Origin of the sequence: Bradyrhizobium sp. AZCC 2176 (assembly GCF_036924645.1) — a bacterium.
Lineage (GTDB): Bacteria > Pseudomonadota > Alphaproteobacteria > Rhizobiales > Xanthobacteraceae > Bradyrhizobium.
Map to the genome: position 1 here is coordinate 5,636,326 of NZ_JAZHRX010000001.1, position 20,216 is coordinate 5,656,541.

18 protein-coding genes and 1 pseudogene are annotated in these 20,216 nt (G+C 63.7%); 7 read left to right on the plus strand and 12 right to left on the minus strand.

Annotated features, from left to right (window positions below; translation table 11 throughout):
• Positions 1 to 19: 19 nt before the first annotated feature.
• Both V1288_RS26500 and lpxB read left to right on the plus strand, forming a co-directional pair.
• The gene (locus V1288_RS26500; RefSeq protein ID WP_334359831.1) at positions 20 to 877 is read left to right on the plus strand and encodes an LpxI family protein; all 858 of its coding nucleotides are present in this window, start codon (positions 20 to 22) and stop codon (positions 875 to 877) included.
• 23 nt (positions 878 to 900) lie between these two features.
• Positions 901 to 2,064 carry a lipid-A-disaccharide synthase gene (lpxB, locus tag V1288_RS26505; RefSeq protein WP_334361408.1) on the plus strand — a complete coding sequence of 388 codons (1,164 nt, stop codon included), beginning with the start codon at positions 901 to 903 and terminating at the stop codon, positions 2,062 to 2,064.
• Positions 2,065 to 2,130: 66 nt separating this feature from the next.
• On the opposite strand, the gene gltA is transcribed toward lpxB, so the two are convergent.
• Together gltA and gltX are read right to left on the minus strand one after the other, a co-directional pair.
• Positions 2,131 to 3,435, minus strand: a complete 1,305-nt coding sequence (gene gltA / locus V1288_RS26510) for a citrate synthase (RefSeq protein ID WP_334359832.1) — start codon at positions 3,433 to 3,435, stop codon at positions 2,131 to 2,133.
• Between the two features lie 159 nt (positions 3,436 to 3,594).
• The gene (gltX, locus tag V1288_RS26515; RefSeq protein WP_334359833.1) at positions 3,595 to 5,019 is read right to left on the minus strand and encodes a glutamate--tRNA ligase; all 1,425 of its coding nucleotides are present in this window, start codon (positions 5,017 to 5,019) and stop codon (positions 3,595 to 3,597) included.
• 142 nt (positions 5,020 to 5,161) lie between these two features.
• Between gltX and V1288_RS26520 the strand changes: the two genes are divergently transcribed.
• Both V1288_RS26520 and V1288_RS26525 read left to right on the plus strand, forming a co-directional pair.
• Entirely contained in the window at positions 5,162 to 6,844 is a 1,683-nt protein-coding gene (locus tag V1288_RS26520; RefSeq protein ID WP_334359834.1) for a glutamine--tRNA ligase/YqeY domain fusion protein, read from the plus strand.
• Positions 6,845 to 6,889: 45 nt separating this feature from the next.
• Positions 6,890 to 7,234 carry a nuclear transport factor 2 family protein gene (locus V1288_RS26525; RefSeq protein WP_334359835.1) on the plus strand — a complete coding sequence of 115 codons (345 nt, stop codon included), beginning with the start codon at positions 6,890 to 6,892 and terminating at the stop codon, positions 7,232 to 7,234.
• A gap of 112 nt (positions 7,235 to 7,346) precedes the next feature.
• Here V1288_RS26525 and V1288_RS26530 read toward each other — a convergent pair whose 3' ends face one another.
• From V1288_RS26530 to V1288_RS26545, 4 genes are all read right to left on the minus strand, one after another.
• Positions 7,347 to 8,516, minus strand: a complete 1,170-nt coding sequence (locus V1288_RS26530) for a saccharopine dehydrogenase family protein (protein WP_334359836.1) — start codon at positions 8,514 to 8,516, stop codon at positions 7,347 to 7,349.
• Positions 8,517 to 8,644: 128 nt separating this feature from the next.
• Positions 8,645 to 10,075, minus strand: coding sequence for a type I glutamate--ammonia ligase (gene glnA, locus V1288_RS26535; protein ID WP_334359837.1), 1,431 nt, complete (start codon positions 10,073 to 10,075; stop codon positions 8,645 to 8,647).
• Positions 10,076 to 10,189: 114 nt separating this feature from the next.
• Positions 10,190 to 10,372, minus strand: coding sequence for a hypothetical protein (locus V1288_RS26540; protein ID WP_334359838.1), 183 nt, complete (start codon positions 10,370 to 10,372; stop codon positions 10,190 to 10,192).
• Positions 10,373 to 10,551: 179 nt separating this feature from the next.
• Positions 10,552 to 10,806 (minus strand): hypothetical protein, encoded by a 255-nt coding sequence (locus V1288_RS26545; RefSeq protein WP_334359839.1) that lies wholly within the window; start codon positions 10,804 to 10,806, stop codon positions 10,552 to 10,554.
• Positions 10,807 to 11,262: 456 nt separating this feature from the next.
• Here V1288_RS26545 and V1288_RS26550 point away from each other — a divergent pair, with 456 nt between their 5' ends.
• On the plus strand, positions 11,263 to 13,557 hold the full coding sequence (locus V1288_RS26550) for a ComEC/Rec2 family competence protein (protein WP_334359840.1): 2,295 nt from the start codon (positions 11,263 to 11,265) through the stop codon (positions 13,555 to 13,557).
• Between the two features lie 84 nt (positions 13,558 to 13,641).
• Here the strand turns inward: V1288_RS26550 and V1288_RS26555 are convergent, their stop codons facing one another.
• The 5 genes and pseudogenes from V1288_RS26555 to V1288_RS26575 all read right to left on the minus strand — a co-directional run bounded on the left by V1288_RS26555 (position 13,642) and on the right by V1288_RS26575 (position 17,489).
• A complete protein-coding gene (locus tag V1288_RS26555) occupies positions 13,642 to 13,827 on the minus strand; it encodes a hypothetical protein (RefSeq protein ID WP_334359841.1) in 186 nt (61 codons plus the stop codon).
• 141 nt (positions 13,828 to 13,968) lie between these two features.
• On the minus strand, positions 13,969 to 14,385 hold the full coding sequence (locus V1288_RS26560) for a hypothetical protein (protein ID WP_334359842.1): 417 nt from the start codon (positions 14,383 to 14,385) through the stop codon (positions 13,969 to 13,971).
• A gap of 248 nt (positions 14,386 to 14,633) precedes the next feature.
• Positions 14,634 to 15,336, minus strand: a pseudogene (lexA, locus tag V1288_RS26565) (transcriptional repressor LexA).
• Between the two features lie 201 nt (positions 15,337 to 15,537).
• The gene (locus V1288_RS26570) at positions 15,538 to 16,749 is read right to left on the minus strand and encodes a molybdopterin molybdotransferase MoeA (RefSeq protein WP_334359843.1); all 1,212 of its coding nucleotides are present in this window, start codon (positions 16,747 to 16,749) and stop codon (positions 15,538 to 15,540) included.
• Between the two features lie 113 nt (positions 16,750 to 16,862).
• Positions 16,863 to 17,489: an HAD family hydrolase gene (locus tag V1288_RS26575; RefSeq protein WP_442893989.1), complete on the minus strand. Its 627-nt coding sequence runs from the start codon at positions 17,487 to 17,489 to the stop codon at positions 16,863 to 16,865.
• A gap of 212 nt (positions 17,490 to 17,701) precedes the next feature.
• Here V1288_RS26575 and V1288_RS26580 point away from each other — a divergent pair, with 212 nt between their 5' ends.
• The gene (locus tag V1288_RS26580) at positions 17,702 to 18,001 is read left to right on the plus strand and encodes a hypothetical protein (protein ID WP_334359845.1); all 300 of its coding nucleotides are present in this window, start codon (positions 17,702 to 17,704) and stop codon (positions 17,999 to 18,001) included.
• A 213-nt stretch (positions 18,002 to 18,214) separates the two neighbouring features.
• Positions 18,215 to 19,549 carry a S41 family peptidase gene (locus tag V1288_RS26585; RefSeq protein WP_334359846.1) on the plus strand — a complete coding sequence of 445 codons (1,335 nt, stop codon included), beginning with the start codon at positions 18,215 to 18,217 and terminating at the stop codon, positions 19,547 to 19,549.
• Between the two features lie 155 nt (positions 19,550 to 19,704).
• Here the strand turns inward: V1288_RS26585 and V1288_RS26590 are convergent, their stop codons facing one another.
• Positions 19,705 to 20,097 (minus strand): hypothetical protein, encoded by a 393-nt coding sequence (locus tag V1288_RS26590; RefSeq protein ID WP_334359847.1) that lies wholly within the window; start codon positions 20,095 to 20,097, stop codon positions 19,705 to 19,707.
• Positions 20,098 to 20,216 lie beyond the last annotated feature (119 nt).

The window sequence follows — 20,216 nt, forward strand, 5'->3', positions numbered from 1 at the left end:
TGACGGGATCGCCGCAGCCATGAATTCAGCGGCTTCCGACATTTCTTCGCCCGTCGGCGTCATCGCAGGCGGCGGCGCCATGCCGTTCGCGGTGGCGGATTCGCTCAGCCAGCGCGGGATCGCGCCGGTGCTGTTCGCGCTCCGCGGCGCCTGCGATCCTGATCGCGTCGGGCGCTTTCGCCATCACTGGATCTCGGTCGGTCAACTCGGCCGCGCGACAAAACTGTTCCGCAGCGAGGGCTGCCGCGACCTGATCTTCATCGGCACGCTGCTGCGCCCGGCGCTGTCGGAAATCAGGCTGGATTGGGGAACGATCCGCGTTATGGGCCGAATCCTGGCGGCATTTCGTGGCGGTGACGATCATCTGTTGTCGGGAATCGGCCGCATCCTCGAACAGGACGGTTTCCGGATGGTCGGTATCCGGGAGGTCGCCCCCGATATCCTGATGCCGGAGGGCAACATTGCCCGCGCCACGCCCGATTCCGCTGCTAGCGCTGACATCGCCATAGGGCGGGAGGTGCTCGGCGCGCTCGGGCCGTTCGACATCGGCCAGGCCGTGGTCGTGATCGACGGGCACGTGGTCGCGGTTGAGGACATCGAGGGCACCGACGGGCTTTTGGCGCGCGTGGCGCGGCTGCGCGAGGCGGGGCGCATTCGCGCCAAATCCGGCCGCGGCGTGCTGGTGAAGGCGCCGAAGCGCGGACAGGATTTGCGCTTTGACCTGCCGGCCGTGGGCGCGAAAACCATCGACGGCGCAGCGACGGCCGGGCTCGCCGGTATCGCGGTGATTGCCGGCCACACGATTACCGCGGACTCGCAAGCCATGATCGAGGCTGCGGACAAAGCCGGCCTGTTCGTCCAGGGCTTGTCAGCGTGACGCCGTCTCGCGCCACCGCCGGGATGGAGCGGAGGGTATTTCTGATCGCGACGGAAGAGTCCGGCGATCGCCTCGGCGCCAATTTGATGAAGGTGCTGCGCCAGCGCCTCGGCGACGCGGTGCAGTTCGAAGGCGTCGGCGGCCGCGCGATGGCGCGCGAAGGCCTGGAGTCGCTGTTTCCGATCGAAGAGCTCTCGATCATCGGGCTTGCCGCCGTCGTCAAGGATCTGCCGAAGATCCTCGGGTTGATCAAGGAAACCGCCATCGCGGTGACGGAAGCCGCGCCGGATATTCTCGTCATCATCGACAGCCCGGACTTTACCCATCGCGTCGCCAAGCGCGTTCGCGCCAAGAATCCCAGGCTGCCGATCGTCAATTATGTATCGCCCTCCGTCTGGGCGTGGCGGCCCGGCCGGGCGCGCGCGATGCTGAAATATGTCGACCACGTGCTGGCACTGCTGCCGTTCGAGCCCGAGGCCTATCGCAGGCTGCGCGGGCCGCCCTGCAGCTATGTCGGCCATCCCCTGACCGAGCAGTTGTCGTCGCTGCGCCCGAACCCCGAGGAAGCCGCGCGGCGGGCGCAATCGCCGCCGGTGCTCCTGGTGCTGCCGGGCAGCCGGCGCAGCGAAATCCGCCATCACATGGCGGTGTTCGGCCAGGCGGTGGCGCGGCTGCAGGATCAGGGCGTCGGGTTCGAACTGGTGCTGCCGACCATGCCGCATCTGCAGGAGGCGGTGGTGGAGGCGGTGAAGGGCTGGCCGGTGCAGCCCCAGGTCGTGATCGGCGAGCAGGAGAAGCGGGCGAAGTTCCGGATCGCGCATGCGGCGCTGGCCAAATCCGGCACCGTGACGCTGGAGCTGGCGCTGGCCGGGGTGCCGATGGTGACGGCCTACCGAACCGGCTCGGTGGAGGCGTGGATATTGCGCCGGGCCATCAAGGTGAACTCGGTGATACTGGCCAATCTCGTGATCGGCGAGAATGTCATTCCGGAATTCCTGCAGGAGGATTGCACCCCGGAAAAGCTCGCGGCCGCGCTGCGTGACGTGCTCGGCGACACCGAGCCTCGGCAGAGGCAACTCGAGGCCTTCGGCAAGATCGACGGAATCATGTCGACCGGCAACCAGCCGCCGAGCGCGCGCGCCGCCGATATCGTGCTGGCAACGATGTGGCAGGCGCGGCGGGGGTAGGTTTCGTACGAAAGCCGGACGCGACGAACCGCATCCGGCTTTCAATCTGTCGTATACGCGACGTGCTTACTTCCGCTTGTCCATCGCGACGTAGTCGCGGCGGCCGACGCCGGTGTAGAGCTGGCGCGGACGGCCGATCTTCTGCTGCGGGTCCTCGATCATCTCGCTCCACTGGCTGATCCAGCCGACGGTGCGGGCGACCGCGAACAGCACGGTGAACATCGAGGTCGGGAAGCCCATCGCCTTCAGCGTGATACCCGAATAGAAGTCGACGTTCGGATAGAGCTTGCGGTCGATGAAGTACTGGTCGGAGAGCGCGATCTTCTCCAGCTCCAGCGCCACCTTCAGCATCGGGTCGTCGCCATGGCCGGTCTCGGCGAGCACGGCATGACACATCTTCTGCATGATCTTGGCGCGCGGATCGTAGTTCTTGTAGACGCGATGGCCAAAGCCCATCAGGCGGACTTCGCTGTTCTTGTCCTTCACCTTGGCGATGAATTCCGGAATCTTGTCGACCGAACCGATGTCGGCGAGCATCGCAAGCGCGGCTTCGTTGGCGCCGCCATGCGCCGGGCCCCACAGGCAGGCGATGCCGGCGGCGATGCAGGCGAACGGGTTGGCGCCCGAAGAGCCGGCGATACGCACTGTCGAGGTCGAGGCATTCTGCTCGTGGTCGGCGTGCAGGATGAAGATCTTGTCAAGCGCGTCAGCGAGCACCGGATTGATCTTGTATTCCTCGCAGGGCACCGCGAAGCACATGTGCAGGAAGTTCTCGGCAAAGGAGAGCGAGTTCTTCGGATACATGAAGGGCTGACCGACGGTGTACTTGTAGGCCATTGCGGCCAGCGTCGGGACCTTCGCGATCATGCGCATCGAGGCGATCATGCGCTGCCGCGGATCGTTGATGTCGGTCGAGTCGTGATAGAACGCGGCGAGCGCGCCGACGGCGGCGACCATGATCGCCATCGGATGGGCGTCGCGGCGAAAACCCTGGAAGAAGCGGGCCATCTGCTCGTGAACCATGGTGTGATGGATCACGCGGCTGTCGAAATCCTGCTTCTGGGCGGCGGTCGGAAGCTCCCCATAAAGCAGCAAATAACACGTTTCGAGGAAGTCGCCGTTTTCGGCGAGCTGTTCGATCGGGTAGCCGCGGTATTCCAACACGCCGGCGTCGCCGTCGATATAGGTGATCTTCGACTGGCAGCTACCGGTGGAGGTGAAGCCGGGGTCGTAGGTGAACATCCCGGCCTGGGCGTAAAGCTTGGCGATGTCGATGACATCTGGCCCCACCGTGCCGCTGAGGATCGGGAAATCGTAGGTCTTGTTACCTACCGTGAGCGTTGCAGTTTTGTTGCTGGATTTTGCGTCCATCGTGAATCCCCGATGAAATCGTTACGAAAAACCGCGCCGACCTTGGTGCCATTTTCTTGTCAGCAGCAAGGAAGCCGGATTGTCTAGAAGCGGCGCCAAAGGCGTAGCTTATTGCCCTGTGCACTGCAAGATGGCCACGGCCCCCCATATGGTAGGGGCTTATCTGGCCGCCTGATCGCCCAGACGAGCCAGGCATTCCTCCCGCCCCAGTACCGCCAAAACATCAAAAATTCCCGGCGAAGTCGTGCGTCCGGTCAGCGACACCCGGAGCGGCTGGGCGACGGCCCCAAGCTTGAGGTTGTTCTGCTCTGCGAAATTCCGCATGGCGGCTTCCGTGGTCTCGGCGTGCCAGTCAGTGACGGCCTCCAGCGCTATCCGGAGGTTTCCGATCAGCGCCCGGGTTTCCGGCGTCAGCAGGGCGGCCGCCTTGGGCTCGATCTGAAGCGGACGGTCGGCAAAGATGAAGTAGGCGCCCGATATCAGCTCGATCAGGGTCTTGGCGCGCTCCTTCAAGCTCGGCATCGCCCGCAACAATTGCGCGCGTGTGGTGTCGTTGAGTTTTGCCTTCAACTCGGCGCCTTCGGGGACGTAGTCGAGCACGCTCTCGAACTGGGATACCAGTTCGCGGTCGTCGGCGTGGCGGATGTAGTACCCGTTGAGGTTCTCAAGTTTCGCGAAATCGAACCGCGCCGCGGACCGCCCGATGGCAGGCAAATCGAAAGCGTCGATCATCTCCTGCGTCGAGAAGATTTCCTGGTCGCCATGGCTCCAGCCGAGCCGGACCAGGTAATTGCGCAGCGCCGCCGGGAGGTATCCCATGGCGCGGTAGGCATCGACGCCGAGCGCACCGTGGCGCTTCGACAGCTTTGAGCCGTCGGGCCCGTGGATCAACGGGATGTGGGACATGTTGGGGATGTCCCATCCGAGCGCGTCGTAGATCTGCTTCTGGCGCGCGGCGTTGATCAGATGGTCGTCGCCGCGGATGACGTGGGTGACGCCCATGTCATGGTCGTCGACCACGACAGCCAGCATGTAGGTCGGGTTGCCGTCGCCGCGCAGCAGCACGAGATCGTCGAGGTTCTCGTTCTGCCAGACCACGCGGCCCTGAACCTGGTCCTCGATCACGGTCTCGCCGGTCTGCGGCGCTTTCAGGCGGATGGTCGGCTTCATGCCGGCGGGCGCCTGAGACGGATCGCGGTCTCGCCACATCCCGTCATAAAGGCGGGTGCGGCCGTCGGCGCGCGCCTTCTCGCGCATCGCCGTCAGTTCCTCCGCGGTGGCGTAGCAGCGGTAGGCCTTGCCGCTGGCGAGCAACTGCTCGGCCACTTCACGGTGACGTACGGCGCGGCTGAACTGATAGATGACGTCGCCGTCCCAATCGAGCCCGAGCCACTTCAGCCCGTCGAGGATGGCGGCAATCGCCGGCTCGGTGGAGCGCTCGCGGTCGGTGTCCTCGATCCGCAGCAGCATCTTGCCGCCGGTCTTCTTGGCGTAGAGCCAGTTGAACAGCGCGGTCCGGGCGCCACCGATGTGGAGGAAGCCGGTGGGCGAGGGGGCAAAGCGTGTGACGACGGAATCAGTCATTACCGGGACGGGGCCTATGCATGAGCGGCCGTGGTGTATAGCAGGAACGGTACATAACTAAACCCTCGCTATGGGCAAAGCAGGCTTGGCTCGCAGGGGCGAATTTGGCAGAAGGTTCGCCAATCCCTAACAGGAACTCGGAATGACCACAGAACCGGTAACGGCAGAAGCAGGGCGCGATTTCATCCGCGACATCGTCCAGGCGGATCTCTCTTCCAAAAAACACAGCCGGATCGTGACCCGATTCCCGCCGGAGCCGAACGGCTACCTGCATATCGGCCATGCCAAGTCGATTGCCCTTAATTTCGGCATCGCGCAGGAGTTTGCGGGAAAGTGCCACCTGCGCTTCGACGACACCAACCCGACCAAGGAAGAGCAGGAATATATCGATTCCATCCAGGCCGACGTGCACTGGCTCGGCTATGACTGGGGAACCGATCTCTATTACGCCTCCGATTATTTCGAGCGCCTGTACGACTGGGCAGAAGGCCTGATCAAGGCCGGCAATGCCTATGTCGACGACCAGTCGCAGGAGGAAATCCGGATCAACCGCGGCACGCTGACGGAACCTGGCAAGAACTCGCCGTTCCGTGACCGCACGGTGGAGGAAAACCTCGACCTCTTCAGGCGCATGAAGGCGGGCGAATTCCCGAACGGCACGCGCGTGCTGCGCGCGAAAATCGACATGGCCGCGGGCAATATCAACCTGCGCGACCCCGTGCTCTACCGCATCCTGCATGCCGAGCACCCGCGCACCGGCACCAAATGGTCGATCTATCCGAGCTACGACTACGCCCATGGCCAGTCGGACGCCATCGAAGGCATCACGCATTCGATCTGCACGCTCGAATTCGAGGACCACCGGCCGCTCTACGAATGGCTGCTCGACAAGCTGCCGGTGCCGTCAAAACCGCGCCAGTACGAATTCGCCCGCCTGAACCTGACCTACACGCTGCTGTCGAAGCGCGTGCTGACGCAACTCGTCCGCGACGGCCACGTTTCGGGTTGGGACGATCCGCGCATGCCGACCATTGCGGGCCTGAAGCGGCGCGGTGTGCCGCCGGCGGCGGTGCGCGAATTCGTCAAGCGCATTGGCGTGGCGAAATCCAACAGCGTGGTCGATGTCGGCATGCTGGAATTCTGCATTCGCGAGCACCTCAACAAGACGGCGCAGCGGCGCATGGCGGTGCTGCGGCCCTTGAAGGTCGTGATCGAGAATTATCCGGAAGGACAGGTCGAGGAGCTCGAAGCCGTCAACCATCCCGACGATCCTTCGTTGGGCACCCGAAAAATTTCATTCGGCCGCGAGCTCTACATCGAGCGCGACGATTTCATGGAGAATCCGCCGAAAAAATTCTTCCGGCTATCGCCGGGCAACGAGGTGCGGCTGCGCTATGCCTATTTCGTCAAGTGCACCGGCGTGATCAAGAACGATGCCGGCGAAGTCGTCGAACTGCGCTGCACCTATGATCCCGCCACCAAGGGCGGCAACGCCCCTGATGGACGCAAGGTCAAGGCCACCATGCACTGGCTGTCGGCCAAGGATTCGATGCCGGCGGAAGTCCGCGTCTACAATCAGCTCTTCGCGAACCCGAGCCCGAACGCCGCGAATTTCGCCGCCGATCTCAATCCGGAGTCGCTGGAAATCCTGCCCGACGCCCGGATCGAGCCTTCGGTTGCATCAGACAATTCGGGCGAGGTGGTGCAGTTCGAACGGCAGGGCTATTTCGTGCGCGACCGGGATTCGGCGCCGGGCAAGCCGGTGTTCAATCGCACCATCGGCCTGCGTGATACGTTTGCGAAGGAAGTCGGCGGGAAGGGGTGAAGTCCAGCGATGGGATCATCCGCGCGCAGCGGGACCGATGACATCGTGTCCGGCATCATGGGAAAATGGGCGACAGCGTTCAGCAGGCTGGACGCCAGTGCGCTAGCGTCGCTCTATTCGAGCAACGCGTTCTTCTTCGGCTCGAATCCAAACCTGTATCGCGGCAACGACGGTGTTGCCGCCTATTTCGACGCGTTGCCGAGGTGGCATTCTCCGACGGTCAAGTTCACTGACGTCAGGACCGCGCACGCCGCCCCCGACCTGATCAACGTCGCGGGCACGGCGTCTTTCGTCGTCGAGGAGGATGCTGAACCCCTGGGTGATTATTCGCGAAGGCGGCGAATGGAAGATCGTCAGCCATCACGTGTCGTCAAAGACCCCGCTGATTGACCCGTAGGCAGGTTGCGCGTTAGTTGACGCGGTCGCTGCTAGGGCGTGAACCCAGAGATCAGAGGCGTTGGCGAACGTTCGCTTTGGAGCGCACTCAGTTCCGAGCATTACCTCAACGCGCGCTGAAGGTGAGGCCAGCGCGCTCCTTCAGACGCTTGCGCAACGCCGGACCCATCAGCGCGCCCGGCGTCCAGTTGCCGCCATCGCCCTGCACGTCGCGCACAAGGCAGAGAGCGCTCTCGGCGATCATCTTGCAGGTCGAGCCGTAGCCCGGATCGCGGTCTCCCGTGACTACCGTCTCGACCCGTTCGCCATCCGGCAGCTCGCCCAGGAAGAGGATGTCGTAGAAGCCCCTCTCGCGCTCTTCCCGAGTCGGGCCTGCGCCGGGTTTGAAACCGCGGGTCGCGAACAAGGAAATCATCGTGGCGAACGTCTCGGTCGCCACGCCAGCGACTTCCCCAAATGCCGGCGCGACCATCATCTCGTCGTAAATGAAGTCTGTGCCGTAGGGATGACCCAACAGGAAATTCGTGCGGTGCACGTTCTTGGTGTTGATCGGCGCCATTGGGAACGGCACGAGCCACGCGTTCATGCTCGGGTCATATTCGGGGATGAGGCCCGACGGCTGAGACGGCCCGGTGAACCCCGGCGTCAACGCGAAGGGATCGGTCAGCAGCCGGATCAGGGCCGGGTCGCGCGCGGCGGCGGCTAACGTCGCCCCAGCGCTCGCCGCGGTGCCGCCAGACATGCCGCCTTTCACCTTGCGCAGGCGCGCTTTGACCCGCCGCGCCGGGCGTCCGAATTTCTCGCGCGCCTTCTCCTGCAACGTGAGCACGCCGAGATCGAACGGGATGGAATCGAAGCCGCAGGAGAATACAATGCGCGCGCCTGTCCGTTTCGCTTCGTCGTGATGGGTGTCGATCATGCGCCGCATCCAAGCCGGTTCGCCGCACAGATCAACATAGGCCGTGCCCGTGGCCGCGCAGGCGGCCACAAGCTCGGGACCGTGGAGCTGATAAGGTCCGACCGCTGTGATGATCACGGCCGCACGCTCGCACATCGAACGCAGGCTGGCCGGCTCGGCGGCATCCGCCTTAACCAAAGGCAAATCGTCTGGTGCGCCGATGTCGGCACGCACCTTCTGGAGCTTGTCAGTCGAGCGTCCTGCCATCGCCCAGGACGGAGCATCGTCGCCGCGATAGGACGTCGCCAGATATTCGGCGATGAGACGGCCAGTGTAACCCGTTGCGCCGTAGACGATGAGGTCGAAGTCCCGCTTCACGACGTTGGTCCTCCTCGAGACCCGGGAGAGTTATCTTCAGATCCGTGTGCAATCGCAGGACACGACCGCGCGCCGCTTCATCAAACTCGCATCTACGAATTTGGCTACGCGCGAATGAGTCCATGCTGCTAGATATCGTAATACAAATGAAACTCGTATGGGTGAGGGCGCAGCCGGATAGGATCGATCTCCTTCTTCCGCTTGTAGTCGAGCCAGGTCTCGATCACGTCGCCGGTAAACACATCGCCGCGGAGCAGGAAAGCGTGATCGCGCTCGAGCGCGTCAAGCGCCTGTTCCAGCGACCCGGGTGTCGACTTCACGTCCTTTGCCTCGGCGGGCGGCAGGTCATAGAGGTTCTTGTCGATCGGCCGGCCCGGGTCGATCTTGTTGTTGATGCCGTCAAGGCCGGCCATCAGCATCGCGGCGAACGCGAGATAGGGGTTGCAGGAGGGATCCGGCGAGCGAAACTCGACTCGCTTGGCCCGCGGGTTCGGCGAATACATCGGAATCCGGCAGCAGGCTGAGCGGTTGCGCTGGGAATAGACCAGGTTGATCGGAGCCTCATAGCCTGGCACCAGGCGCCGATAGGAGTTGGTGGTGGGGGCGCAAAGCCCGCATAACGCCCAGGCGTGGGTAAGGAGCCCGCCGATGTAGTAACGGCCCATCTCGCTCAGCTCGGCGTAATCAGCCTTGTCGTAGAACAGATTGGTCTCGCCCTTCCACAGGGACTGGTGAACATGCATCCCCGAGGCGTTGTCCTCGAACAGCGGCTTCGGCATGAACGTTGCGGTCTTGCCGTGCTCGCGGGCGGTGTTCTTCACCACGTATTTGTAGATCATCAGATTGTCCGCCATGCGGGTGAGCGTGGTGAAGCGCATGTCGATCTCGTTCTGGCCGCCGGTCGCGACTTCATGGTGATGGGCTTCGATCTGGATGCCCAGCTGTCCCATCGTCAGCACCATTTCGGTGCGGAGAGCCTGCATGCTGTCGGTCGGGGGAACGGGAAAATATCCTTCCTTCGGGCGCGGCTTGTGGCCCAGATTCGGCGCTTCGTCCTTGCCAGTATTCCAACTGCCTTCGCTGGAATCGATTTCGTGGAAGGCGTAATTGATGTCCTGTCCATAGCGCACGTCGTCGAACACGAAAAACTCCGCCTCCGGGCCGAAGTAACTCGTATCGGCGAGGCCAGTGCCCTTCAAGTTGGTTTCGGCCTTCTGGGCTATGTAACGGGCGTCACGGCTATAGGGTTGACCGGTCACGGGGTCCCTGATGTTGCAAATCAGGACGAGGGTCGATGCAGGCGAATATGGGTCGAGGAAGGCCGTTGCCGGGTCCGGCACGACCAGCATGTCGCTTTCCTGAATTTCCTGGAAGCCGCGGATGGATGAGCCGTCGAATCCAATGCCTTCGCTGAGAGCATCGATATCAGCTGCATCCGGCGGGACGGAAAAATGCTGCCACACCCCAGGCAAGTCGGTGAAGCGCAGATCGATCATCTGCACTTTCTCTTCCCTGATCGCCTTCACGAGATCTTCGGCTGTCGCACACTTCGGAAACATGGCTTCACTCCTGTCATGGAGAGCCGCATCTTGGAGGTCAGGTTGCCCTTCAGCCGCGACCAGGCGGATTGCGACGGAACCTGCTCCAGATCCTACCTGGCCGCGCCGGCAGCTTCAGCTTTGGTGCGGCCCGCGCATGAGCTTCATGGCGTCTTCGATATGCCGCCAGGTTCTGGCCAGCTCGACGTCGCCTTTTGCTTCGAGCTCGATGGCGTTCTGGGCGGCTTCCGCAATGGCCTTGGCGCCATGTGCTTCCAGCAATTGCCGCGCATAGTCGTGGATTTCGATTTCTCGCATGGCGTCATCCTCCGCTCGTTCTGAGCGCAACCGTGAATTCCAGTTGGGCCGATAGCCGTAGACGTTGACACCTCGTCAAGCGCACACAGTGTGCATCCTGCTGCGGCGCACTTGCAAGAGCGCTTTCAAGCGCACTTTCCGGGCGGTGGGCTGCCGGGATTGGATGGTGGCGCCGGCGCCTAGCAGCCCCGGCAAATGCTGCGCAGGGATTTGGCGAGCAGGGCATCTTCCTGCGACACGGGCTCGTACGGTTTTTGCTGCGCCTGCTTGGCCTGTTCGTTTTTCTGCCGGGCGGCCCGGTCAGCATCCTGGCGCTTATAGCATGCCTCGCGCTCGGACTTCGCCTCGATGAAACGGCATTGTTCGGCTGTGGCAGCGGCAGTCGCCGAAGCGGTAATCACGAGGGCGAATGAAAGGCAGGCGGCAAATTTCATGCAGCGACTATAGCGCGAGCCGCAGCGCATTTCTTCAGATTTCTGCCTGAATACGCAAAGCGCAGGGATCTTTAACGCAGGTCAATCAACGGCGGCGGAATGCTTCCGGTGACTTCCGATGTGTCACCGGAGATGCGCCAAGCGGCTACTCCGAAGCATGCCGTAAGCATCAGAGCCGTCACAAGTAGAAGCGTGCAAGAAAACTGGCTCACGTCGTGCTCCGCAACCAGCCTGAATTTCAGTGAACGAGCACGCTCTGCCGAGTCGGAAAATGCAGTTGGGCTGACCTAACGATAGTTTTCCACGCTCAAGTGACGTCTTTGGCGCAAATCGGTCGGAGAGGTCGCGCGGGCGTCGCGGCCCGTTTCCCGAGGTTTCTGCATCCGTTCCGCTAGCGGCCGCAATACACCGTCCGGTAGTCTTGTGCTCTCCACGGGATTGCAAGGTGTAACCAGCGTGGCGGAGCAGGGCGACATTTCGGGCCGGAAGCGGGGCTATGCCGGGACCTGGCCGCCGCGCGCGGCGGCGCCTATCGGCGGCCTTGCGCCATCGCGTCCGGCCTTCTGGCCGCCGCTGATCGAAACACTGCGCACATGGGTGCGCGCGGAAGCCGGGGCCGGCCGCTTGCTGCCCTGGATACCGGTCGCCTTCGGCACCGGCATCGCCTTTTACTTTGCCGCCGATCATGAGCCGGTTTTGTCGGCGGCGGCCATCGTGGCCATCGCGCTATGCGCGGTCGCGGTGCTGCTGCGGCGGCAGAAATTCTTTCCTGTCGCCGTCATGGTCGCGGCGGTCGCGGCGGGCTTTGCGGTCGCGACGTGGAAGACCGCGCGGATTGCGCATGGCGTGCTGGCGCGGCCGATGTTTTCGGTATCGCTGACGGGCTTTGTCGAAACCCGCGACATTCGCGAGCGCACCGACCGTTTTGTGCTGCGCGTCGTCACCATGGAAAGCGCGCGTGGAACGACAAAGCTGGAACGCGTGCGGCTGTCAGTGAAGAAGGGCACGGCGCCCGCGGTCGGCAGCTTCGTCGAGCTGAAGGCGCGGCTGTTGCCGCCGCTTTCGCCGGTGCGGCCAGGCAGCTACGATTTCAGCCGCGACATGTTTTTTGCCGGCATCGGCGCTTCCGGATTCGTGATGGGTGCGATCAAGGCTGCGGAGCCGCCCGCCACCGGCGGCGGGCTGCGCCTGCGTTACTCGGCGTTCATGCAGGGCCTGCGCGACACCATCGACGGGCGGATCAGCACCGCGCTGGAGGGCGACAAGCGTGCCATCGCCACCGCGCTGTTGACCGGGCGGCGCGACGCGATCTCTCAGCCGGTGAACGACGCGATGTTCATCTCGGGCCTCGGCCATGTGCTGTCGATCTCCGGCTATCACATGGCCGTCGTCGCCGGCGTGGTGTTCTTCGCGGTGCGGGCGCTGCTTGCGCTGTTTCCCGCGCTCACGGCAGGCTACGCCATCAAGAAATGGTCGGCGGCGGCAGCGTTTGCAGCCGCCGCGTTCTATCTGTTGCTGTCGGGCGCAGAAGTGGCGACGCAGCGCTCGTTCTTCATGACGGCCGTGGTGCTGATCGCGGTCATGGTCGACCGTCGGGCCATCACGTTTCGCACGCTCGCGGTCGCGGCCTTGATCGTGCTGGCGGTCGCGCCGGAAGCGCTGGTGCATCCGAGTTTCCAGATGTCGTTTGCGGCCACGCTGGGCCTGGTCGCGCTGGTGCAGATCGGCATGCCCGGCCTGTTCGCAACGCCCGATCACACCGCAACCGCCCGTGCGGCGCTGTGGGGCGGGCGCGAGCTTACGATGCTGCTGCTGGCCTCGCTTGTGGCGGGGCTCGCGACCATGCCTTACGCGGCCTTTCACTTCCACCGGGTCACGCCCTATGGTGTGCTGGCCAATCTGGCGGCGATGCCGGTGGTCTCCGCGCTGGTGATGCCGGCGGGCCTGCTCGGCCTCGTCGCGATGCCGTTCGGTTTCGATCGCCCGTTCTGGATGATCATGGGTACAGGCATCGACTGGATGATTTCAGTCACGCAATGGGTCGCAGCCTTGCCGGGCGCGGTCGGCCGCGTGCCCGCCTTCGGCATCGGCCCGCTGATTGCGGCGAGCCTCGGCATCATCCTGCTCGGCCTATTGCGCACGCCGCTGCGCTGGTCGGGCGCGGTGCTGGTGCTGTCAGCGGCGCTCTGGGCGGCGAGGGTGCCGCAGCCGGATATTTTGATCTCCGCCGACGGCCGCCATGTCGGCGTCCGCGGCCAGGACGGCCGGCTGCATCTGATGCATGCGTCGAAGGGCTCCCGGGACGCCTTCCTGCTGAAGGAGTGGCTGGCGGCGGATGCCGACGCCCGTACGGCGGCGGACGCCTCGCTCACATCAGGTGTATCATGCGACGACCTTGGCTGCGTAATGCAATCCGCCGGTGGCGGCCTGGTCGCGCAGGCGCTCAGGCCCGAGGCGCTGGCGGACGATTGCGAGCGCACGGCGCTGATCGTGACCCAGCGGCAGGCGCCTGCGGCCTGCGCGGCTTTGGTGATCGATGCCGACCGCCTGCGGCGGCAGGGTGCTATGGCGTTGCAGCGAAGCCGCGAGGGATTTGTCGTCGAAGCGGCCAAGCCGCGGGGCATCGACCGCCCGTGGTCGCCTGCCGCAGCCGAGAGCGAGGCCGACGCCACCGTTCTTATGCCGCGTATCGTGCTGCCTCGCGCAGTCGATGCGACGCCGGCCGAGGCCGACCTTCAGGCGGAGGAATAGAGCGTTTTCCAGCGAAGGAGGCCGGTTCGCGTCAAGAAAACGCGTCAAACCAAAAATCTAGAGCCCCAGGGCTCCAGACTGATATCAGTGCTCGTCGACCGAAGGAGTTGAGGGACTGGGACCGGCCGGTATTTCGAACGCGCCGAGGTGGAATTCCTCCGGCGCATCGGGGTCCGATGGCAGGTTGACCAGCGTGAACGACGCTTCGGGGAATTGCCGCCAGATCGCGAGATCTTCGGCCGTGATGGTGAGCCAGCCGTACCGAAACATGTACCGTCCGGGCTCAGTGACGCGTCCGGCTCTTTGCCATGTGACTTTATTGACCACCGACTGCCCCTCGGTGCCGAATTCTCAAAAACTATATCACGACGATCCGCCGGCCTGAACCGGCGGATCGCATCTGCGTGGTGTTTATCCGGTCACGATGGATTCGGCCGGAAGCGATTCCGCAGCCTTCGGCACACGTTCGCCCTCGGTCACCGGCAATTGCAGCACGGTCGCGCGCTGGCCTTCGCAAAGCTGGGTCACCAGCACATGGCTCCCGTCGGGAAATTCGATCGCGTCATGGTGACGGTCGGATACTTCAGGTTCGATCTGGTTGAATTTGCCGACCCGCCAGTCGGTGGTTCGCGTCCAGATCCAGCGGTTGTCGTATCTGACGTCCTCGGCGAACGCCAGTTCGGTGCCGGGAAGCATGCAGACCGCTACTGCAGGCTCGCGTTCGGACGCAAAACCGCGGGTTGATGTACCGCGGAATGTCGTGGTGATCAGCGTCTCGCCGACTTTGGCAGGCCGCGTCGCCACAGCGTGCAGGCTATAGTCACACATCGGATGGCTCCCTCGTTTGAGATAGCGGACCCGTGTCTGGAAGGAGGCACAGGCCTCTATCAGAGTGGACTTGTTCAGAGCGGACTCTGGCGCAGAGCGTTCTCTTGTTTCTGGGCAATTCTGCGACTGGCGCACTGCGTATAAATCACAAACGCGCTAGCGCAGGTTGGTTCCAGGTACGGCACAAAAAACCCCGGCCGTAGGCCGGGGCGGGTTGCCGTCGCAGTCGTATCCCACACAGCAAACCGTCAATACTTCCGGTACAGCCCGATCAGCTTGCCCTGAATCCGGACCCGGGTTCGGCGGCAGGATGCGCACTTCATAGGCGGCATTGGCGGGCTCGAGCGCAATCGAGGCGCCGCGGCGGCGGAAGCGTTTTAGCGTGGCTTCCTCCTCGTCGATCAGCGCCACCACGATGTCGCCGGTGTCGGCGGTCTCGTTGCGCTGGATCAGCGCCATGTCGCCATCGAGAATGCCGGCGTCGACCATGGAATCGCCGCGCACTTCGAGCGCGTAGTGCTCGCCGGAGCCAAGCATGTCGGGCGGCACGCTGATGGTGTGGCTGCGGGTCTGCAGCGCCTCGATCGGGGTGCCGGCGGCGATCCGGCCCATCACGGGGACGGCGACCGGGCGGTTGCCGTCGTCCTCGGCGGCCGGCGCGCTCACGGAGCGTTTGCCGAGCGTGCCTTCGATAACGCTCGGCGTGAAGCCGCGGCGGCCGTTGCCGGCGGCAGCCAGCTCCGGCAGCTTGATGACTTCGATGGCGCGGGCGCGGTTGGGCAGGCGGCGGATGAAGCCGCGCTCCTCCAGCGCCGTAATGAGGCGGTGGATTCCGGACTTCGAACGCAGGTCGAGCGCGTCCTTCATCTCGTCGAAGGAGGGCGGTACGCCGGCCTCTTTCAGCCGTTCATTGATGAAACGCAGAAGTTCATACTGTTTGCGCGTAAGCATCGCGAGCAATCCCCCGGTTGGCGTCGTCCTTGGTTCCGAATCCTCAGGGCCCAGATCGCGGGAGTCCCCAAACTCCGGACCACAGACACTAGCAGTCGAAACAAATCATGAACGGACACTATATGTTCGATATGTGTTCCGCAACCACTTAATTTCAGGTGAACGCGTCGCGGCCTACCCTTAAAGGCACCGTTCGGGGCGTTATTCCGGCAGCCGGAGCAGTTCGCACCGCGACCCCTTTGCGGCAGCCGCCGCGAACGGCGGACGTATCACAAGTGCCCGTGCCGCAGCGAGATTTCCTAATAGCGATGAGTCCTGGTGGTTGACCGGCACCGCGATCAGCGTGCCGTCTTCGCGCGCTTCGAGGCGGGCGCGAAGATAGTCTTCGCGCTGGTCGTTGGCAGCGAGATCGCGCCCGAGGAGAGCGCTTTCGCGCCGATGATGGACGGTGTCGCGGCCCGATAGCGCCCGAATCAACGGCACCAGAAACAGGAAGCCGCAGACATAGGAGGAGACGGGATTGCCGGGCAGGCCGATCACCCGCATCGCGCCCAGCCTTCCATGCATCATCGGCTTGCCCGGCCGCATCGCGATACGCCAGAACGTGATGGCCGTCCCCTCGGCCTCCAGCGACCGCTTGACGAGGTCGTGGTCGCCGACCGAGGCGCCGCCCATCGTGATCAGGATATCTGCTTCAAGCTCGCGGGCGCGGCGGATGCCCTGCGCGGTGGCGGCGACCGTGTCGGCAGCGATCCCGAGATCGACGACCTCGGCGCCCTCGGCGCGCGCCAGCGCACGGATCCCGTAGCCGTTGGAATAGACGATCTGGCCCGGCCCCGGGGTCGATCCCGGCATCACGAGCTCGTCGCCGGTGGCGAGCACCGCGACCTTCGGGCGGCGGCGAACGGAAAGCTCCGGATAGTTCATGCCGGCGGCGAGCGACAGGTCGCGGTCGGAGAGGCGCCGTCCGCCGGTCAACAACACGTCGCCCTCGCGGAAATCGACACCGGCGGCGCGAATATGCCGCCCCTTCACGGCGGCTTCGGTGACGGCGATGCAATCGCCGTCGATGGCGGTGTCTTCCTGGATGATGACGGCGTCGGCGCCGTCAGGGATCACGCCGCCGGTAAAGATCCGCACCGCTTCGCCTCTGCCTACTTTCCGCTCGAACGGGCGGCCGGCCGCGACCTCGCCGATCACCTTCAGCCGCGCCGAGAGATCGGCGGCATCCGCCGCGCGCACCGCATAGCCGTCCATCGCCGACATCGCCTGCGGCGGTTGCGTCCGCCGCGCGGCGACGTCGCGCGCCAGCACGCGATGCCAGGCATCGTCGAGCGCGATCAATTCCTCGGGCAGCGGTTCGGCGCCGGCAAGGATCGCAGCAAGCGCATCGGCGACGGGCATCAAGGCCACGGGCAGACCTCCTGGAGCATGATCCGGAAAAGTGGACACCGGCTTTCCGAAAAGATCATGCTCAAATTAAAGAGATAGAGCGGGATGTCGATTCGAAGAAAAGTCATCCTGCTCTATACTTCGAGTGCGGTCAGTGCCCTCGCCACGTCATCCGTCGATGTCACGTGGATGGCACAAAGGCCGCGCGCCCGCGCACCTTCGATATTGGCGGCCGAGTCGTCGAAGAACAGGATCCGCGACGCCGGCACGCCGATCGCTTTTACCACATGATCATAGGCTTCCGCGTCGGGTTTGCGCAAACCGATGCTCGAGGACAGGAATATCTCGCGGAAATGGCTGAGCAGGTCGGCATAGGTCTGTGAGAAATGCGCGACATGGGCCGGATTGGTGTTGGAAAAAGCATAAAGCGGCATGCGCTTCGCCGCGTTCGCCAGGAGCGGCGCAATGCCCGGCATCTCGCCGGTGAAGATCGCGTTCCAGCCTTCCAGGAACTGCGCGTCGGTGAGGCCGACGCCGAGCGACTGGCGCAGGCCCGCAAAGAACGCGGCGTCGTCGATCCGGCCGATCTCGTGATGCTTGAAACTGTCATCGACGACAAAGCGCCGGGCGAGGTCGGCGGGCTCGCAACCGGCATGCCGGGCCCAGTTCGTCATCACCTGATCGAAACTGATGTCGAGCACGACACGGCCGAGGTCGAACAGCAACACGTCGACGGAGGAAGGCGCTGACGGCAAATTCATGGCCATCGTTTACAAAACTGGTCAGGCGTGGGCAACGGGCTGAATTCGGCCCGATCCGGCGCTTAAGCCGGTGCCCGAGCCGTGCTATAGCGCTTTCGGCCGAAAGCCTGCCCTGGACTTGATCCGGGGTGGGATGCCGGTTCGCGTGAGGAAAAGCGCGTCAAAAATAGCGCCTTAAGTGCGCCTTGGGTCGCAAGAGAGGGAGTGATGGCATGAAAATCCTGGGCCGAATTTTGGGCGCTACATGTGTGATCGCTGCGCTGACCGGGCCGGTCTGGGCCCAGAATCCTGTTCCCAGATACGGTGAGGTCGACAAGGAAAAGTCGGCAACCGAAAAAGCGGCCGAAAGGGATGCCGAAAGGGCCTACAGGCGCTCGCTCGGCAATATCCCGGAGCAGAAGAGCACCGATCCCTGGGGCACCATGCGCAGCGACAGCGCGCCGCCGAAAGCCGCCGCCAAGGCGCCGCCGGCCAAGCCGAAGGCCAAATCCGCTGACGGCGCCGCAAAGTAGGCCGCTAAAGACGTGGATGACCGGCACAAGGCCGGGCATGACGACTCCAAATGTAACGTGATGATTTCATTCAGACTCTGAAAACGCCGTAATGGTCCGGGTCGGCGTGCCTTGATCCGACCAAAAAGCCATTGTGAGTTGGCGGGGCTGTGGGACAGGGGCGCCGATTCACGGGAATCGCGGGCATCCGTCAGCCAAAGGGGACGCCGCACGATGCGCAGGAATTTTGCCTTTCTTCTCGGCACGGTGACGGGCGCATGTCTGACCGTTCTCGTGGTGGGACCGCAGGGGGCTAACCCGGTGGCGGCGGCAAAGGCCGCGGCCCGTTCCGACGCCTATACCCAGCTCAACCTGTTCGGCAGCGTGTTCGAGCGGATCAAGACCAGCTACGTCGAGAAGCCCGACGATTCCAAGCTGATGGAAGGCGCCATCAACGGCATGATCTCCGCGCTCGATCCTCATTCGCGCTACATGAATGAGAAGGGCTGGAGCGACATGCAGGAGACCACCCATGGCGAGTTTGGCGGGCTCGGCATCGAGGTCACGATGGAAGATGGCCTCGTCAAGGTGGTGACGCCGATCGACGAGACGCCCGCGGCAAAGGCCGGCATCCTGTCGGGTGACGTGATCACCCAGATCGACGACGAGGTCATCCAGGGCATGAGCCTCGAACAGGCGGTGAGCCGGATGAAGGGCCCCGCCAACAGCAAGATAAGGCTGAAGGTCGCGCGCAAGGGTTCCGCCGCGCCGATCGATATCGCCATCGTGCGCGAGATCATCCGGGTGCGGCCGGTCCGGCACAAGACCGACGGCGGCGACATCGGCTATATCAGGATCACCCGTTTCAACGAGCAGACCACCGATGGCCTGAAAAAGGCGATCGCCAGCATCGCCAAGGAGATTCCGGCGGACAAGCTCGCGGGCTATGTCGTCGACCTCCGCAACAATCCCGGCGGATTGCTCGACCAGGCCGTTTCCGTGTCGAGCGCCTTCATGACGAGGGGCGAGGTGGTTTCAACGCGCGGCAGAACCTCGGAGGAAACCCAGCGCTTCACCGCGCGCGGCGGCGATATCACCAAGGGCAAGCCGCTGGTCGTGCTGATCAACGGCGGCTCGGCTTCCGCGTCCGAGATCGTCGCCGGTGCCTTGCGCGACCACAAGCGCGCCACGCTGATCGGGACGCGCACCTTCGGCAAGGGCTCGGTGCAGACCATCATCCCGCTCGGATCAGGCAATGGCGCGCTGGCGCTGACCACGGCGCGCTACTTCACCCCGTCGGGCCGCTCGATCCAGGCCCAGGGCATCGCACCCGATATCGAAGTGCTGCAGGACGTGCCGGACGAACTGAAGACCCGTTCCGAGCTGAAGGGCGAAGCCTCGATGCGCGGCCACCTCGCCGCCGACGGCGCCGAGCAGGCCGGCTCGCAAGCCTACGTTCCGCCGAACGAGAAGGACGACAAGGCGCTGAACGCGGCGTTCAATCTGCTGCGCGGGGTTACGGTGAATGCGAATGCGCCGGCGGCTGCGAAGCGCACGGTGCCGAACTAGAACGGTTCGTGAGGCGGATTAGCGGCAGGCGTAATCCGCCGCTGACTGTTTGCTGCAGAACGATCCTGCAATGCGACGCCGATGCGTCGTCAACGTCGTAAACTCGAGTCCTCATCGAAACGGCCGATTACGCTTTCGCTAATCCGCCCTACGCATTAGCCACCGCGCAGATCCTTCCTGAACTCGGAAACGCCGGTCGGCGGGATGATGAGTTGTGAGACATAACCTGGATTGAGAATGACGCCGTAGCTTTCCGGCATCCTGAGGAAGAACTCCCTTCCATTCATTTGCAGAACGTACTCCGCCATGCGGCTGTGCAGCCCTGGCCGCGACAGGGCGGAAAAGACGGCGACAAAGGGATGGCCGCCGTTCTCGAACAGCAGCGGATCAAACCCGCTCCAATCAGATTGAACTTCTCCCTTGCTCGATACGAACAGCTTTGATCGGGCGATGATCCTCATCAGATCGGCAACCGGTCGAACGCCTTTTCTTGTATCCGCGATCGCGGTCTCCAGTTCGTTCTCGGGCTTGAACTCTTGCAACTGCACAATGCGCCCCTGCGGCCAGTTGCCGACAATTCATTCCGAATTTGTGGCGCGCGGCGGGCAGGGCGAAGGCATCGGCAGGGCCGCAGCGGCGATCCGGAAACAAGACGTCTTTTTTGAAA